At 70.2% G+C, this 15,992-nt stretch carries 13 protein-coding genes and 1 pseudogene; 9 read left to right on the top strand and 5 right to left on the bottom strand.

Going from position 1 to position 15,992, the window contains the following annotated elements; translation table 11 throughout:
• A pseudogene (locus ABZ281_RS11765) lies at positions 1-102 on the top strand (GntR family transcriptional regulator); the annotation flags it as partial.
• Here ABZ281_RS11765 and rsgA read toward each other — a convergent pair.
• On the bottom strand, positions 80-1,015 hold the full coding sequence (gene rsgA / locus ABZ281_RS11760) for a ribosome small subunit-dependent GTPase A (RefSeq protein WP_356654511.1): 936 nt from the start codon (positions 1,013-1,015) through the stop codon (positions 80-82). The pseudogene ABZ281_RS11765 and the gene rsgA sit on opposite strands and share 23 nt — an antisense overlap.
• 341 nt (positions 1,016-1,356) lie before the next feature.
• Between rsgA and ABZ281_RS11755 the strand changes: the two genes are divergently transcribed.
• Complete coding sequence (locus tag ABZ281_RS11755) at positions 1,357-1,758, top strand: DUF4234 domain-containing protein (protein ID WP_356654510.1); 402 nt, start codon at positions 1,357-1,359, stop codon at positions 1,756-1,758.
• Between the two features lie 14 nt (positions 1,759-1,772).
• Here the strand turns inward: ABZ281_RS11755 and ABZ281_RS11750 are convergent, their stop codons facing one another.
• The 3 genes from ABZ281_RS11750 to ABZ281_RS11740 form a co-directional block, all read right to left on the bottom strand.
• Positions 1,773-3,263 carry a cellulose-binding domain-containing protein gene (locus ABZ281_RS11750; RefSeq protein ID WP_356654508.1) on the bottom strand — a complete coding sequence of 497 codons (1,491 nt, stop codon included), beginning with the start codon at positions 3,261-3,263 and terminating at the stop codon, positions 1,773-1,775.
• Between the two features lie 235 nt (positions 3,264-3,498).
• Positions 3,499-4,818 (bottom strand): radical SAM protein, encoded by a 1,320-nt coding sequence (locus ABZ281_RS11745; RefSeq protein ID WP_356654506.1) that lies wholly within the window; start codon positions 4,816-4,818, stop codon positions 3,499-3,501.
• Positions 4,819-4,941: 123 nt separating this feature from the next.
• On the bottom strand, positions 4,942-5,949 hold the full coding sequence (locus tag ABZ281_RS11740) for a hydroxyacid dehydrogenase (protein WP_356654504.1): 1,008 nt from the start codon (positions 5,947-5,949) through the stop codon (positions 4,942-4,944).
• Between the two features lie 172 nt (positions 5,950-6,121).
• Between ABZ281_RS11740 and ABZ281_RS11735 the strand changes: the two genes are divergently transcribed.
• A complete protein-coding gene (locus ABZ281_RS11735) occupies positions 6,122-7,384 on the top strand; it encodes a D-arabinono-1,4-lactone oxidase (RefSeq protein WP_356654502.1) in 1,263 nt (420 codons plus the stop codon).
• A 511-nt stretch (positions 7,385-7,895) separates the two neighbouring features.
• On the opposite strand, the gene ABZ281_RS11730 is transcribed toward ABZ281_RS11735, so the two are convergent.
• Positions 7,896-8,246, bottom strand: coding sequence for a helix-turn-helix domain-containing protein (locus tag ABZ281_RS11730; protein ID WP_356654500.1), 351 nt, complete (start codon positions 8,244-8,246; stop codon positions 7,896-7,898).
• Positions 8,247-8,474: 228 nt separating this feature from the next.
• On the opposite strand from ABZ281_RS11730, the gene ABZ281_RS11725 reads away from it, so the two are divergent.
• The 6 genes from ABZ281_RS11725 to ABZ281_RS11700 form a co-directional block, all read left to right on the top strand.
• A complete protein-coding gene (locus tag ABZ281_RS11725) occupies positions 8,475-9,164 on the top strand; it encodes an ANTAR domain-containing protein (protein ID WP_356654498.1) in 690 nt (229 codons plus the stop codon).
• A gap of 184 nt (positions 9,165-9,348) precedes the next feature.
• Complete coding sequence (locus ABZ281_RS11720) at positions 9,349-10,593, top strand: ROK family transcriptional regulator (protein WP_356654496.1); 1,245 nt, start codon at positions 9,349-9,351, stop codon at positions 10,591-10,593.
• 220 nt (positions 10,594-10,813) lie between these two features.
• Entirely contained in the window at positions 10,814-12,079 is a 1,266-nt protein-coding gene (locus ABZ281_RS11715) for a sugar ABC transporter substrate-binding protein (protein ID WP_356654494.1), read from the top strand.
• A 20-nt stretch (positions 12,080-12,099) separates the two neighbouring features.
• Positions 12,100-13,065: a sugar ABC transporter permease gene (locus ABZ281_RS11710; protein WP_356654492.1), complete on the top strand. Its 966-nt coding sequence runs from the start codon at positions 12,100-12,102 to the stop codon at positions 13,063-13,065.
• Positions 13,066-13,073: 8 nt separating this feature from the next.
• A complete protein-coding gene (locus ABZ281_RS11705) occupies positions 13,074-13,958 on the top strand; it encodes a carbohydrate ABC transporter permease (RefSeq protein ID WP_356654513.1) in 885 nt (294 codons plus the stop codon).
• 12 nt (positions 13,959-13,970) lie between these two features.
• On the top strand, positions 13,971-15,992 hold a 2,022-nt coding region (locus ABZ281_RS11700; protein WP_356654490.1), incomplete at its 3' end, for a glycoside hydrolase family 2 TIM barrel-domain containing protein.

The following is a 15,992-nucleotide window of genomic DNA, read 5'->3' as shown; positions in this document are numbered from 1 at the left end:
TACACCGGGGTCACGTACGACGCCGAGGGGCGGCCGCTGGACGTGGCCGTCATCCACTACCGGGGGGACCGGTTCTCCTTCACGGTGACTCTGGAGCGCACCCCGGCTCCGCCTCGTGGGCGCAGTCGTGGAAGCGGCACCGCTCGGCCAGTTCCTCGATCTCGGAGAACACCTGCCCGACACCGGTCTCGGCGTCCCACAGGCCGACGCCGCGCAGTCCGGGGGTGTCGATCAGGACGCCCCCGCCGGGCAGGGCGAGCAGGTTGCGTGTGGTCGTGGTGTGGCGGCCCTTGCCGTCGACGTCGCGGGTGGCCCGGACGGTCATGACGTCCTCGCCGAGCAGCGCGTTGGCGAGGGTCGACTTGCCCGCGCCGGACTGCCCGAGCAGCACGGACGTCCCCCCGCCGACGAGCGCGGCGACCACGTCGAGCCCGTCCCCGTCGGCGGAGCTGACGGGCACGACCGGGACTCCGGGCGCGCTCGTCTCCACGTCCTGGACGAGGTATGCGCGGGTCACGGCGTCCGGCACGAGGTCGGCCTTGGTGAGGACGACGACGGGCTGGGCCCCGGATTCCCAGGCGAGCGCGAGGAAGCGCTCGATGCGGCCGAGGTCGAGCTCGGCCGCGAGGGACACGGCGATGACGGCGTGGTCGACGTTGGCCGCGAGGATCTGCCCCTCGGACCGCTGTGAGGAGGTGGAGCGGACGAAGGCGGTGCGGCGCGGCAGGTAGGTGCGGACGTAGCGCGGGTTCCCGCCGGGTTCGACGGCGACCCAGTCGCCGGTGCACACGACCCGCAGGGGGTCGTGCGGGGTGACGAACGCGGTGTCGGCCCGCAGCGGCCCGTCGGCGGTGACGACGTCACACTGCCCGCGGTCGACCCGCACGACCCGGCCGGGGAGCAGGCCTTCGGCCTCGTACGGGGCGAACTCGGTCTCCCAGCCCGCGTCCCAGCCGTACGGCTCGAGCAGATGCGAGACAGAGGAGGACGAACCCGGGAGAGAAGAGAAAGACAAGGGGTGACCCTTCACAAGGGTGGCCCCGGCACGGCGCTCGAAGGCGCTGAGAGAAGGAGGTCAGCCGGAGGCCACGGAGGTGGACTTGATGAACTTCCGGATGCGGGCAGCGCCCATCTCAGAGACAGCCATCGATCACACCTCCTGCTCGTCACACAGCCGACGGCGGCAGCCGCAGGCCGCCGCGCGATTCGCCCCCACCATAGAGGCGTGCGCCCCTCGGGCGCCACGGAATTGAACCCGCCCTCGCGGGGCCGTCGGGGACGGCTCCTCGCTGCCCGTCGTGCACGACGCGCACGGGGGTGCCGGACGTGGTGCACTGGAATTACGGGAGGTGCAGCATGTCAGGTCGCGCAGGCAAGACCCGCAATATCTTTCTCGTGTGGCTGATCTGGCCGCTGATCACACTGGGTATCTACCACCTGGTCTGGTACTACAAAGTGAATCGCGAAGCCCGGGAATTCGATGCGCGGATCGAGGTCAATCCGGCGCTGGCCGTGCTGGCCGTCACGGTCGGCTGGCTGGTGATCGTTCCCCCCTTCGTGTCGGTCTACAACACCGGTCTGCGCATTGCCCGCATGCAGCAGTCGGCCGGGATGGAACGGAGCTGCAACCCCTGGATCGGCTTCATTCTCTACATCGTGGCCGTACTGTTCCCGCTCTACTACCAGCATGAGCTGAACCAGATCTGGGCTCGATACCAGAACGCGGAAGAGGGCGAGCAGGTGCCGCTTGCGGCCTGACGACAGGTAGTTCGTCAACTGCCCTTCGCGCAGGCGTGCCCGTTCACCTCGAAGTCGTACGGCGGGGAGTTCTTGCCGTGCCAGGAGCCGAGGAAGCCGAAGGCCAGGTCGCCGCCCGCGGGGACCGACTTGTTGTAGTCGGCGGCGGTGGCGGTGACGCGGGAGCCGCTCTGGGAGACGGAGGCGTCCCACATCTGGCCGACCTTCTGGCCGTCCCGGAAGGACCAGGCGACGCGCCAGGAGTCGAGGGATTCCGCGCTGGTGACGGTCACGGTGGCCTGGAAGCCGTCGGGCCACTGGTTGACCAGGTCGTACTCGACCCGGCAGGCGGGCTCCCCGCTCTCGTCGGGTTCGGGGCGCTCGGTGGACGAGGAGGTGCCCTGCGGTTCGGTGTGGCGGTTCCTGCCCTCCGGCTTGCCGGACTTCTCCGGCTGCTTCGTGCCCTGGGTGGTCCGGTCGGCCGGCTTGGAGGTGGCGGGCGGCAGGGACGGGGCGGACGGCAGGGGCGGAGCGGGGTCGGCCACCGGCTGACGGTCGGCGCCGGGCGCGCCGAGGTCGTCGCCTCCGCCGCCGAAGGGCATCAGGGAGACGCCGAGGGCCAGCACGGAGACCAGGACCGCGGCCACGAGGAGGCCGTTGCGGGCGACGCGTGCCTTCTGCTCGCCGTCCTCCGGTTCGCCGGCCGCCTTGTCCGCCGAGCCGGGGCGCCCCGGGCCGAGCCGCACCTCGGCGGCGCGGCGGCGGCGCTCCAGATAGGCGAGGCCGCCCCAGCCGATCACCCCGCCGGCCAGCGCCCCGGGCAGGGCGCCGCCGTGCAGGCGCAGGCAGGCGGCGGCCTCGGCGCACTGCACGCAGGTCGCAAGGTGCCGGGAGAGGTCGCCGGGGGTCTCGGCGGCGGAGGAGCGGGTGACGGCGTCCAGCAGCCGGGCGTAGCTGCGGCACCGGGCGTCCATCGGTGTGTCGAGGTGGTTGCGGTGGCAGCGGTCCCGGAACAGGGTGCGCACCTGCTGGAGTTCCTCTGCGGCGCCGGCCGGGTCGAGGCCCAGGCGGCGGGCGACCAGCGACAGCGGCAGCGCCTCCACCTCGGTGAACCACAGCAGTTCCGCGTCCGCCTGCTGCAGATCGCGCAGGCCGCGCAGCGCGAGCGGGCGCTGCAGGGGCGGGCCGGTGTAGCGGGCGGCCTTGTCCGAGTTGAGCCACAGGCGCAGGTCGGGGTCGAGTTTGTGGCCCTGCCCCTCCTCCTCCCAGGCCGCTGCCGTGGTGCGTACGGAGGTCAGCAGCAGGGGTATGCGGGGCAGCCGGGCCGGGCGGCGGGCGATGCCGCGGACCGGGCCGGCGTCGGCGTCGCGGGCCTCGCGTATGCCGTGTGCGAACGCCTCGCGGCCGAGCTGTGCGGCGGCCGTGGAACCGGAGGTGCACAGGTCCGCGTAGGCGAGGACCGCGTCCCAGCACTCGGAGAACAGCGCGGCCTCGGTGGCGTCCTGAGGGGTCGGCAGGTCGGGCATGAGTCTCCTGCATCCACAAGCGAGGTCAACTCACCACATCGGCATTGGAGTTGGGGGAAACCTCGCGGCAGAGGGAGAGCTTTTCACGCCTCCCGCACAACTGACAAGCGCCCTGTTCAGATATCACGACAGGACGGCCGCACCCCATGACTCCGAGCTCGGAGTGTCATACGGGTGCGGCCGCCCGGTGACTCAATGCCGTGCCACGGAAAGGCACGACGTCATCGAACTGTTATCAGACGGCGGTGGGTTCGTCGGCCGGGAGGCTGTCCATGAAGGAGCTGACCGAGAAGACCGCGTTGCCGGCGCCGGGCGGGCCGTAGCCGGGGGGCGAGGAGAGGCCGAAGTCCTCCATGGTCTGCCGGTAGGCCTGGAGCAGGCGGATGTGGTACTCCAACGGCGCGCCCTGCGGGTTGGCCTTGCCCAGCGGCGTGGTGGGCTCCGGGCACCAGGTGGTGAAGCGGGGCGTGATGCCGTGCGACATGAAGAACCGCAGGCCCTCGGTGGTCGACGCGATCGCCTCGTCGACCGTCTTGAAGCCGAACGGCTCCGCCATCTCCACGCCCGCGACGAAGTTGGGGATCACGTTGCGCGCCCCGAACACCTCCGCCGAGTCCAGGATCCGCTTGTGCCACACGTCCCGGCCGACGTATCGCTCCTTGCCCGGGCAGAACATCTTGAAGAGGTACTCGTCCCACACCTCGTAGTTGGGGTGGTAGATCTGCACGCCGTAGTCCTTGAACCGCTGGACGTCGTCGCGCGGCAGCGCCTGGGCGACGACCTTGCCGATCCAGCGGCCGGGGAAGCGCTCCTCGATGGCCTTGGCGTAGTGGCCGTAGAAGTCGGCCTCGTCACGGCCGGAGACCGTCTTGGTGATGGCGCCGCCGGTGAGGGTGTACGCCGTGGAGGCCTTCGCCGTGTCGTAGCGGTCGATGATCTCCAGGGCCTCCAGCACCTCCTCGACGTCCTTCACGCCCGTGTAGGGCCGGCCGGCGGCCTTGTGCTGGCGCCAGTTGTGGTTGATGTCGCAGTACTGGCACTCCTCCTTGGCGCCGAAGTACTGGCAGACCCGGAAGACGGTCAGGTAGATCAGGTAGCCCCACTGGATGGTCGGGGCGACCTCCATGACCGACTTCCCGCCGGCGAGGGTGTGGCGGTAGTACTCGGGCATCGGCGGCACACCGACGTCGGAGATCCGCTTGCCGTCGAGGTACAGGCCGAGCACACCGTCGTCGTTCGCGGCGACGCGGTACGGCGAGGACGGGTTCACGCGGACCGAGACGACGGTGCGGCGCAGGTCGTAGGGGCCGCCGGTGAGGATGATCTCCTCGGGCGGCCGGCGCAGCGCCGCCTCGCCCAGCTCGGGCAGGGTGCCGTGGTCGAAGGAGAAGATGAAGTACGACTTCGGCTTGACCTCGCCGCCCTCGTTGTCGCTGAGCGCGGACGGGTCGAAGGCGACGCCGCCGCGGAGCAGGTCCTCCTTGAAGACGGCTTCCCGCGGCACGTGCGGGAACCGCTCCATCAGATCCTCGACCAGCGCGGTACGGCTGCCCATCCCGTGTCTCCTCCCGGTTCGGACGTACGACTCCTCACGGTATGCCCATGGGTGTGCGGGGCAGGTACCGGGTCCCCCCGAGTCAGGAGAATGCCCCGTTCGCGGTGTTTCACCGGCGTGATGTCAGGCTTCGCGTGCCAGCGCCGCCCAGTCGACCGCGTACGCCGGCTCCGCCCCGGCCAGCAGCCGCTCCGCCTCCTCGGCGACCGTCAGGCCGAGCCGCGCCAGCTCGTTGCCCTGGGAGCCCGCGAGGTGCGGGGTGACGAACGCGCCGGGGAGGTCGTAGAGGGGGGAGTCGGCGGGGAGCGGTTCCGGGTCGGTGACGTCGAGGATCGCGGTGAGGCGCCCGGCACGCAGTTCCGCCACCAGGGCGTCGTGGTCGACGAGCGCGCCGCGCGCGGTGTTGATCAGCACCGCCCCGTCGGGCATCAGGGCCAGCTCGCGGCGGCCGATCATGTGGTGCGTCTCGGGTGTCTCGGGGGCGTGGACGGTGACGATGCCGGACGTGCGCAGCAGCTCGTCCAGGGGCAGCAGGGGGACGCCGAGCGCCGCGGCCCGCCGTTCGTCGACGTACGGGTCGGTGAGGACCGGCCGCAGATCGAAGGGGCGCAGCAGTTCGAGGACGCGGCGGCCGATGCGGGAGGCGCCGATGACGCCGACCCGGCGGCCGTAGTTGCCGATGCCGGGGATGACGCCCCAGCCGGCGGAGGCGCGGGCCGTGCGCATCCGGTCGCGGGCGGCGAGGACGTCCTTCCCGGCGAGCAGGATCATGGCGAGGGTGTACTCGGCGACCGGCAGCGCGTTGGCGACGGCCGCCGAGGAGACGGTGATGCCGCGCTCCCGGATGCCGGGGCCGGCGAAGGACTTCACGGAGCCGGCCGAGTGCAGCACCGCCCGCAGCCGGGGAGCGGCGGCGAGGACCGCCTCGTCGAGCCGGGGGCAGCCCCAGCCGGTCACCAGGATCTCGGTCCGGGCCAGCGCCTCGAGGACGCGCGGGTGAGTGAAGTCCTGGGCCACGAGGTCCGGATCGATGTCCACGCACGTGCGCAGCCGAGCCAGCACCTCGGGCGGGAAGACCTGCGGCACGTTCTCGGCGGCCATGGCGAACAGTGCCTGGGGGCGCTGACTCAAGGAGGTGACCTTCCGGCTCGGCGGCACACGGAGAGCTGAGGAGGCAGAAACCGCTCTCTACAACCTCTCCACGGTAGGCCCAGCCGGGCGGCAGCGGCAATGGACACCGGGCCGGGGTAGGTTCCGGCCCGGGGGCTTCCCGGTCCCCGCTGCCTCGGGGAAGGACGACGCGATGAACGGGACCGTGACCAACTGGGCGGGCAACATCACCTACGCGGCCAAGGAACTGCACCGGCCCGGGTCGCTCACCGCGCTGCGGGCGCTCATCGCGGACGGCGACCGGGTGCGGGTGCTGGGCAGCGGGCACTCGTTCAACGAGATCGCCGAACCGGGCCCCGAGGGCGTCCTGCTGTCACTGGCCGACCTGCCCCCGGAGGTGGACGTCGACACGGTGGCCCGCACGGTCCGGGTCGGCGGCGGCGTGCGCTACGCGGAACTGGCCCGCCGGGTGCACGGGCAGGGGCTCGCGCTGCACAACATGGCGTCCCTGCCGCACATCTCGGTGGCGGGTTCGGTCGCGACCGGCACCCATGGCTCGGGGGTGCTCAACGGGCCGCTCTCGGTGTCCGTGCGCGAGGTGGAACTGGTCACGGCCGACGGCTCGGTGCTGACCGTGGGCCGGGGCGAGGAGCGGTTCGGCGGGGCCGTCACGTCACTCGGCGCGCTGGGGGTCGTCACCGCGCTCACCCTGGACCTGGAGCCGACCTACGAGGTCGAGCAGCACGTGTTCACCGAACTGCCGCTGGAGGGCCTGGACTCCGGGGCGTTCGAGACGGTGATGGCCACGGGGTACAGCGTCAGCCTGTTCACCGACTGGCGAGAGCCGGGCTTCCGGCAGGTGTGGCTCAAGCGGCGCACCGACCAGCCGCTGCCCGCCTTCCCCTGGGCCGCTCCCGCCACCGAGAAGATGCACCCGGTGCCGGGCATGCCCGCGGTCAACTGCACCGAGCAGTTCGGTGTGCCGGGGCCGTGGCACCAGCGACTGCCGCACTTCCGGGCCGAGTTCGTCCCGAGCAGCGGGGCCGAGCTGCAGTCGGAGTACCTGCTGCCGCGCGGGCACGCCGTGGAGATGCTGCACGCGCTCGACGCGATCCGGGAGACCGTCGCCCCCGTCCTGCAGACCTGCGAGGTGCGCACGGTCGCCGGTGACGACCAGTGGCTCAGCCCCTCCCACGGCCGGGACACCGTCGCGGCGCACTTCACGTGGGTCGAGGACACGGAGGCGGTACTGCCGGTGGTACACCGGGTCGAGGAGGCACTGGCGCCCTTCGGGGCCCGGCCGCACTGGGGCAAGGTCTTCACCCTGCCCACCTCCGCCCTGGGCGAGCTGTATCCGCGGCTCGGCGACTTCCGGGCGCTGACACAGGAGCTGGACCCGCGGCGGAAGTTCGCCAACGCCTTCGTGCGGGGTGTGCTCGCGCGGACGGAAGCGTAGGCGCACGCGGGGAGCTGCTGCCCCACTGAGAGCGGGGACTGCCCGCACCCGTGAGGGCGGGAGCTGCCCTCGCTGACCGAGGGCAGGAGTTCCCCGGACCGGGGGCGGGGACTGCCTGAGCCGGGACAGGGACTGCCCGCACGGGACCGGGGCGCTGCCTACACCCGGGCCGGGGGATACCTGCGCCGGAGGCGGGACTGCCCGGGCCCGGGCGGCAGCTGCCCGCACGGGGCCGACGGCTACCCGCACCCAGGGACGGGGATCACCCGCGCCGGAGACGGGAACAACGCACCGGAGGCGGGACTGCCCGAGCCCGGGCGGCAGCTGCCCGCACGGGGCCGACGGCTACCCGCACCCAGGGGCGGGGATCACCCGCGCCGGAGACGGGAACAACGCACCGGAGGCGGGACTGCCCGAGCCCGGGCGGCAGCTGCCCGCACGGGGCCGGGGGCTGCTCATGCCCGGGCCAGGGAAGGCCTGCGCCAGGGCAGGGACTTGTCCACCCCGTCGGTCAGGTCGCCGCGCGCGGGAGGCCGCCGGTCGCGGAGGTCGTGACGCGGGCGGCCTCGTCCTTGACGAGCAGGGACATCAGGGAGGCGACGGTCAGACCCGCCTCGGCCGGGTGGCGCAGCACCTTGCCGGGATCGATTCGGTACGTGTTGGTGCGCCCCTCCCGGGTGTGGGAGAGGTATCCGTCCTGCTCCAGGTCGGCGATGATCTTCTGTACCGCTCGCTCGGTGAGCCGGCAGTGGGCCGCGATGTCCCGGATACGAGCACTGTGATTGTCGGCAATGGCGGCCAGCACGCGGGCATGGTTGGTGAGGAACGTCCATCCGGTGTGTGACTCGGGCACTCCATCCATGGCCCAACTCTAGCGACAGAACATTCACGCACCCAAAAACACGTACTTCATTTCATGTATCCGTTGACGGGTGTGGGGTAGAGAGGCAACGCTGGAAGCGGAGGCAAGGCGAACAGAGCAAGGGAGAACAGGGCCATGCCGGAGCCTGCGTACTCTGCGCGGTCTCACACACAGGAGAACGCCGTACCCACGGCGGTCGACAGTGCGCCGGCGGCGATCCCGCCCTGCATGGCGACCATGGACGTCGCCCCGGACGGCGACCGCATGACCGTGACGATGTGGGGCGAACTGGATCTGGGCAGCCGGCGGTTGCTCCCCGAGCTGTACGAGATGCTCTCCCTGTCCGGCACCGGCATCGAGCTGCGTCTGGACGCGGTCGGGTTCTGCGACTGCTCCGGCCTCAACGCACTGCTGGATCTGCGCACCCGCGCGGTCGACGAGGGCAAGACGGTCACCGTCCGGTCCTGCGGCATCGCGGTCGAGCGCCTGCTCGACCTGACCGGCACGCGGGAGCTGTTCGCGGACTCCGGCCGGCCGGAAAGCGCCGCGCCCCCGGCCGCGCCGACCGAGGACCCGCCGGAGGAGGACGGCCAGAACCTCCGCGCCGAAGTCACCCAGCTGCGCCGCGCCATGCAGACCAGGCCCACCATCGACCTGGCCCGCGGCATCCTGATGGCCTCCTTCAGCCTGAGCCCCGAGGCGGCCTGGAGCGTCCTGGTCAGGACCTCCCAGAACACCAACACCAAGCTGCACCACCTGGCCCAGGACCTGGTGGGCACCGTGCGTGGCAGCACGCTGCCGGAGCAGGTGCAGCAACAGCTGGCCGCCGCGGTCGCCGGCGCGAGCCCCCCGGGCGAGGCGGCGGCGCACCCCACGGGCACCCCCGTCGAGGACGGGGGCCGGGCCACCGGGGGCTGACGCACCCGAACTGAGGCATCATGGGCAGGCCACACCCGGCCACCACCGGCCCTCAGCAGGCGGGCACTTTATAAAGCCCCTTTCCAAACCCCTTGTCGAAAGTCCCGGCAGACCATAGCCTTGCGCCGCGCCGGTGCTGACGTCGACCCGGCCCGGCCGGTCTGGGAAGGAATGGGGCACCCCGGTGAAGCGCACATCACGTGACATCCGCACCGCGAACCGCTACGAGGTGCTGCGCCAGATCATCGCGGAGTCACCCACCTCCCGGCAGGAGCTGGCGGCCGCCACGGGCCTCAGTCTCGCCACGGTCGCCACCCTCGTCGGCGAGCTGCTCGACCTCCGCATGATCACCGAGGTCGGCTTCGAGGACTCGGCGGGCGGCCGCCCCCGGGGCCTGGTCGCCGTCAACAGCTCGGGCGGCGCGCTGATCGGCGTCGACATCGCCGAGACGTACGTCCACGTCGAGCTGTTCGACCTCGGGCTGAACGTGCTGGCCCGCGCCGAGGAGGACGTCCGGCCCAGCGAGAGCCTGCCCGAGCAGGTGGTGGGCCATGTGGCCACCGCCGTCGGCTCGGTGGTCACTCAGGCCGGCATCGAGGGCGCGCGGGTGCTCGGGGTCGGTGTGAGCGTGCCGGGGCAGGTGGACCGCGCGACCGGCACCTCGGAGTACGCACCCAACTGGGACTGGCACGACGTACCGCTCCTCGAGCTGCTCACCGAGCACATCGCCTATCCGCTGTACCTGGACAACCCGCTGCGCGCCAGCGCGGTCGCCGAGCTGTGGTTCGGGGCCGCGCGCGGGCACGGGAACGCCGTGGTGGTCAACCTCGGCACCGGTGTGGGCGCCGGTCTCGTCCTGGGCGGCGGACTGCACCGCGGGGTCAGCAACAGCGCCGGCGAGTGGGGCCACACCACGATGGTGCTGGACGGACGCCTGTGCCGGTGCGGCAACCACGGCTGCGTGGAGGCGTACGTCGGTGCGCGCGGCATCATGCTGAACCTGCGCGAACTCAGCCCCGACAGCCCGCTGTTGCACGCCGAGGACCAGACGGCGACCATCGACGCCCTGGCCCGTGGGGTCGCGGCGGACGACCCCGTGGCGCGCCGGGTCGTCCACGACACCGCCCGCTACCTGGGCGCCGGCGTCGCGGACCTGGTCAACCTGTTCAACCCCGAGATCGTCGTGCTGAGCAGCTGGGTCGCCCGCACCCTGGGCGAGCCGCTGTTGCACGAGGTGCGCGAGGCCGTGACCCGGCACGCGCTGCCACGGCCGCTGGCCGCCACCGAAGTCGTTCTCTCCCCGATCCCCACCGACCCGGTGTGCCTCGGCGCGGCCACGTTCGCGCTCGAAGGTGCCCTCCAGACCGTCGGGCAGAAGAACGGCAAACGCACCGCCCCCGCGAGGAGCCGTACCACCACACCTTCGTAGCGGCGGAACCAACTCCTCCGCACTCCCCACGCGTTCGAAATAGCGAACCGGACACAACGCTTCGCACAGACTTCGTCCAACCCCTTGCCGAAGCCTTAGCCGAAGCTCTAGCGTCCCGCACCGCACCTCTCTTTGAGCCATCTGGCGCGAGCCCCCGGGCCGTGAGCCATCAGGCAGTGAGCCGCAGAGCCGCAGCCGCACTCGAGACAAGGACGTCAGCATGTCGGCATCGAGCAACATGAACTGGGACCGCCGCAACGTACTGCGGGCCGCGATGGGCCTGGCCGCCGCCGGCGGACTCGCCGCGTGCGGCAGCAACACCGGACGGGGCGGTGGGTCGGGGTCGGGCAAGAACCTGGTCCAGTACTTCCACGCGTACGGCGAGGCCGGTACCGAGCAGGCCATCAAGAAGTACGCGAAGGCCTACGACAAGGCCAACGTGACCACGCAGTGGATCACCAGCGCCGACTTCGAGAGCAAGCTCTTCGCGACGCTGCTCACCGACAACGCGCCCGACCTGTTCGAGTTCCACCCGCAGATACAGATGATCAAGAGCGGGCAGGTGGCCGACCTGACCGACATCATCGATCCGGTCAAGGACGACTTCAACCCTGCGGACATCAAGTCGCACACGGTGGACGGGAAGATATACGGCGTCCGCATGATCGACGACCCGCAGTTCTTCTTCTACCGCAAGTCGATGCTGGAGAAGGCGGGCGTCGACGTGCCGACCACGCTCGACGAGCTGATGGAGGCCGCCGCCAAGCTCACCACCGGCAAGGTCAAGGGCCTGTACATGGGCAACGACCTGCACAGCGTCAACGACACGTTGATCTGGTCGGCCGGCGCCCAGCACCTCGACGAGAAGAACGAGATCGCCTACCACACGGACGGCGTCATCGAGGGCCTGAAGAAGATGCGCAAGCTGTTCACCAGCGGCGACCTTCTCCTCGGCGCACCGACCGAGTCCTGGGACCCCTCCTCGTTCAATCAGGGTCTGTGTGCCATCCAGTTCTGCGGAATGTGGGCGATGCCGGCGATCCAGGACGCGCTCGGCGACGACTGGGGGGTCTTCCCCTTCCCGAAGGTCACGGACTCCGGCAAGCAGTCCGTCTACAACGGCGGCTGGTCGATGTTCGTCAACGCCAAGGGCAAGAACGTCGAGGCCGCCAAGGAGTACGTCAAGTGGCTGTGGATCGACCAGAAGCAGTACCAGGAGGACTGGGCCACTTCGTACGGCTTCCACATTCCGCCGCGTAGCTCGATCGCGGAGTCCGCCGACAAGCTCAAGTCGGGCAACGCCGCCGAGGGCGTCAAGCTCTTCAACGAGTTCGGGCACTTCGACAACATCGGCTGGACCCAGGCCATGCGCACCTCCTTCGAGGACGTCTTCGCCAACTGCGTCCGCAAGAACATGGACCCGGAGGCCGCCCTCGACAAGTGCGACGCGGCCGTCAACCGCGAGCTCAAGAAGCTGTTCGGATAGGCCGCGGGACGGACCAGGACATGTCGACGACCAAGACGCGCGACCTCGCGCGCCCCGCCGCGGCCCAGGCCTCACCGGCCAAGCCGCGGCGGGGTCTGCGGGGCAGCCCCACCTTCAACTTCTGGCTCTTCACCGGGCCGTTCCTCATCGGCCTGGGGATCTTCGTCTACGCCCCGATCCTGTGGAGCCTCTGGCTCAGCTTCTTCGAGGCCCGCTTCACCGTCACGCCCGACAAGTTCATCGGCTTCGACAACTACGTGTACATGCTGACGAATGACGACTTCGTCGGCTCACTCGTCACGTTCACCGTCTTCGCCGCGTTCATCGTGCCCACCACCTGGGCGCTCTCCCTGAGCCTGGCCCTGCTGGTGAACCGGCTGCGCTTCATGCGGGCGTTCTTCCGGTCGGTCTTCTTCCTGCCGACCGCGTGCAGCTACGTGGCCGCCTCACTGATCTGGAAGATGTCCATCTTCAGCGGGGTCCGCTTCGGCCTGATGAACACGGTCCTGAGCTGGTTCGGGGTCGAGAACATCGCCTGGCTGTCCGACCCCAACCCGCCCTGGTACTGGCTGGTCATCGTCACCGCACGGCTCTGGCTGCAGTCAGGCTTCTTCATGATCCTTTTCATCGCGGCGCTGCAGAACATCCCGGGCGAGCTGTACGAGGCCGCCGCCATCGACGGCGCCAAGCCGGGCTGGCAGACCTTCCGGTACATCACGCTGCCCCAGCTGCGCGCCACGTCCACGGCGGTGGTCCTGCTGCTGCTCATCGCCGCCTACCAGGCCTTCGACGAGTTCTACAACCTCCTGTCGAAGACCACGTGGGGCCGTCCGCCCCTCGTCGAGCTGTACTACAAGGCCCTGGGCGAGAGCCAGGACTACGGGTCCGGCAGCGCGGGTGCGGTCATCCTGACCGTGCTGATCTGTGCCGTGACCCTGCTCCAGGGCAAGTTCATGGGCTTCGGAAGGGGGGAGGAGTCCAAGTGACCACCACGATGCCCGAGGTGCGCAAACCCGCGCCGTCGTCAGGCAAGCCCCGCCGCGACAAGCGCGGTGGCGGCGTGATGAGCTCCACCGGCCTCTACATAGCCACCGGGATCGCCGGCTTCCTCTTCCTGATCCCGTTCTACCTGATCATCCGCAACGCCCTCTCCACCGAGGCCGAGATCACCGGAGAGAACTGGCAGTTCTTCCCCACGGACATCCAGTGGGGCAACATCAGCGAACTCTTCACCGACGAGACGGTGCCCTACGCCCAGTCCCTGTGGAACTCGGCGATCGTGGCCACCCTGCACACCGTCGGCGTCCTGCTGGTCTGCTCCCTCGCGGGCTACGGCCTGGCCCGCATTCCGTACAAGCACGCCAACAAGGTCTTCTACGTCGTCCTGGGCACCCTGATGGTCCCGACGGCGGTCACCTTCGTCCCGAGCTTCGTCCTGGTGTCGTCGCTCGGCTGGGTGGACACCTACCGGGGTCTCATCATCCCGGGTCTGTTCAGTGGTTTCACCTGCTTCCTGTTCCGGCAGTACTTCCTGGGGTTCCCCAAGGAGCTGGAGGAGGCGGCGCGCGTGGACGGACTGGGCTACTGGGGTGCCTACTGGCGCATCGTGGTGCCCAACTCGCTGAACTTCTTCGCGGCGATGGCGACCATCACCTTCATCAACGGCTGGAACTCCTTCCTGTGGCCGCTGGTCATCGGCCAGGACCCGGGTTCGTGGACCGTCCAGGTCGCGCTCTCCAACTACATGACCAACCAGACCGTCGTCTTCCACATGATCTTCATGGCCACCGCCTTTTCCATCCTGCCCCTGGTGTTCGTGTTCCTCTTCCTCCAGCGCTGGCTGGTGCAGGGGATCGCACAGACCGGCATCAAGGGCTGAGCTAGGAGACCGATGTCTTTCCGCACGACCCCATCCGTCGACTACGTCGAGGACGTCTCCCCGGGCAGCGGGGCCCTGCCGCCCCGCGCCTGGTACGCGTCCTCGGACGCGCGGTCCCTGTCGCTGAACGGCAGCTGGCGTTTCCGGCTCTCGGCCACCGCCGGCGCGGAGGACGACTCGTTCGCCGAGGAGGGCTACGACGCCGGGAACTGGGCCGAGGTCACGGTCCCCGGGCACTGGGTCCTCCAGGGCGACGGGGCGTTCGGCTCCCCGATCTACACCAACCACCTCTACCCCTTCCCGGTGGACCCGCCGTACGTCCCGACGGAGAACCCCACCGGTGACCATCTGCGCGTCTTCGACCTGCCGTCCGACTGGCCGTCGGACGGCGGGGCGGTGCTGCGCTTCGACGGGGTCGAGTCCTGCGCCCGCGTCTGGCTGAACGGCACGGAGCTCGGCGAGTTCAAGGGCTCCCGGCTGCCGCACGAGTTCGCGGTCGGTGAGCTGCTGAGGCCGGGCTCCAACGTGCTCGCCGTGCGCGTGCACCAGTGGTCGGCGGGGTCGTACCTGGAGGACCAGGACCAGTGGTGGCTACCGGGCATCTTCCGTGACGTGACGCTGCTGCACCGCCCGGCGGGCAGCGTCGGCGACTTCTTCGTGCACGCCTCCTACGACCACACCACCGGCGAGGGCACCCTGCGCGTCGACTCCGACGTCGACGGGCGGATGACCGTCCCGGCCCTGGGCATCGACGTCGCGACCGGCGAGCCGGTGACGGTCGCCGTCGAGCCGTGGACGGCCGAGACGCCGAAGCTCTACGACGGTGTGCTGGCCACCGAGGGCGAGCGGGTGCCGCTGCGGATCGGTTTCCGAACCGTCGTCCTTCAGGACGGGCTCGTCAAGGTCAATGGCAAGGCCGTCCTCTTCAAGGGCGTCAACCGCCACGAGTGGCACCCCGAGCAGGGCCGCGCCCTCGACCTGGAGACCATGCGCGAGGACGTGCTGCTGATGAAGCGGCACAACCTCAACGCCGTGCGCACCTCGCACTACCCGCCGCACCCGGCCTTCCTCGACCTGTGCGACGAGTACGGCCTGTGGGTCATCGACGAGTGCGACCTGGAGACCCACGGCTTCACCGAGCAGGACTGGCGGGACAACCCGGTCGACGACGACCGCTGGACCCCGGCCCTGCTGGACCGCGCCGCGCGCATGGTCGAGCGGGACAAGAACCACCCGTCGATCGTGTTCTGGTCACTGGGCAACGAGGCCGGCACCGGCCGCGGCCTCACCGCCATGGCCGAGTGGATCCACGACCGCGACCCCGAGCGGCTGGTGCACTACGAGGGCGACTGGAACTGCCGCGACACGGACGTGTACTCGCGGATGTACGCCTTCCACGACGAGGTCGACAAAATCGGGCAGCGGCTCGACGGCGGTACGCACAAGCGCCGCGAACTGCCGTTCATCCAGTGCGAGTACGGGCACGCCATGGGCAACGGCCCGGGCGGGCTCGCCGACTACCAGGAGCTGTTCGAGAAGCACGAGCGGCTCCAGGGCGGGTTCATCTGGGAGTGGATCGACCACGGCGTCAGGCACCCCGAGCTGGGCTACGCCTACGGCGGTGACTTCGGCGAGGAGCTGCACGACGGCAACTTCGTCTGCGACGGGCTGGTCTTCCCGGACCGGACGCCGTCGCCGGGCCTGATCGAGTACAAGAAGGTGATCGAGCCGGTCCACATCGAGGGCTGGGGGTCCCCCCTGCTCGAGCGAAGCCGAGAGCTTGGGAGCGGCGCGAACGGCATCGTGCGGATCACCAACAAGCAGGACTTCGCCGACCTGTCCGCCCTGGCCTTCGAGTGGTCGTGCCAGGTGGACGGCGAGACGGTCGAGTCGGGCTCGCTGTCGGTGCCGGCGCTCGCGCCGGGCGAGACCGCCGAGGTGAAGCTGCCGGAGCCGCCCGTGGACGGCCGGGGCGGCGAGCGGCTGCGGCTGAGCGTGGCCGTGCCGCCTCACGGCGACAGCTCGGCCGCGAGT

It is taken from the genome of Streptomyces sp. NPDC006265, from assembly GCF_040613555.1.
Lineage (GTDB): Bacteria > Actinomycetota > Actinomycetes > Streptomycetales > Streptomycetaceae > Streptomyces.
Note: the sequence above shows the minus strand (reverse complement) of the source record. Positions and strands in the feature narration are given on the sequence as shown.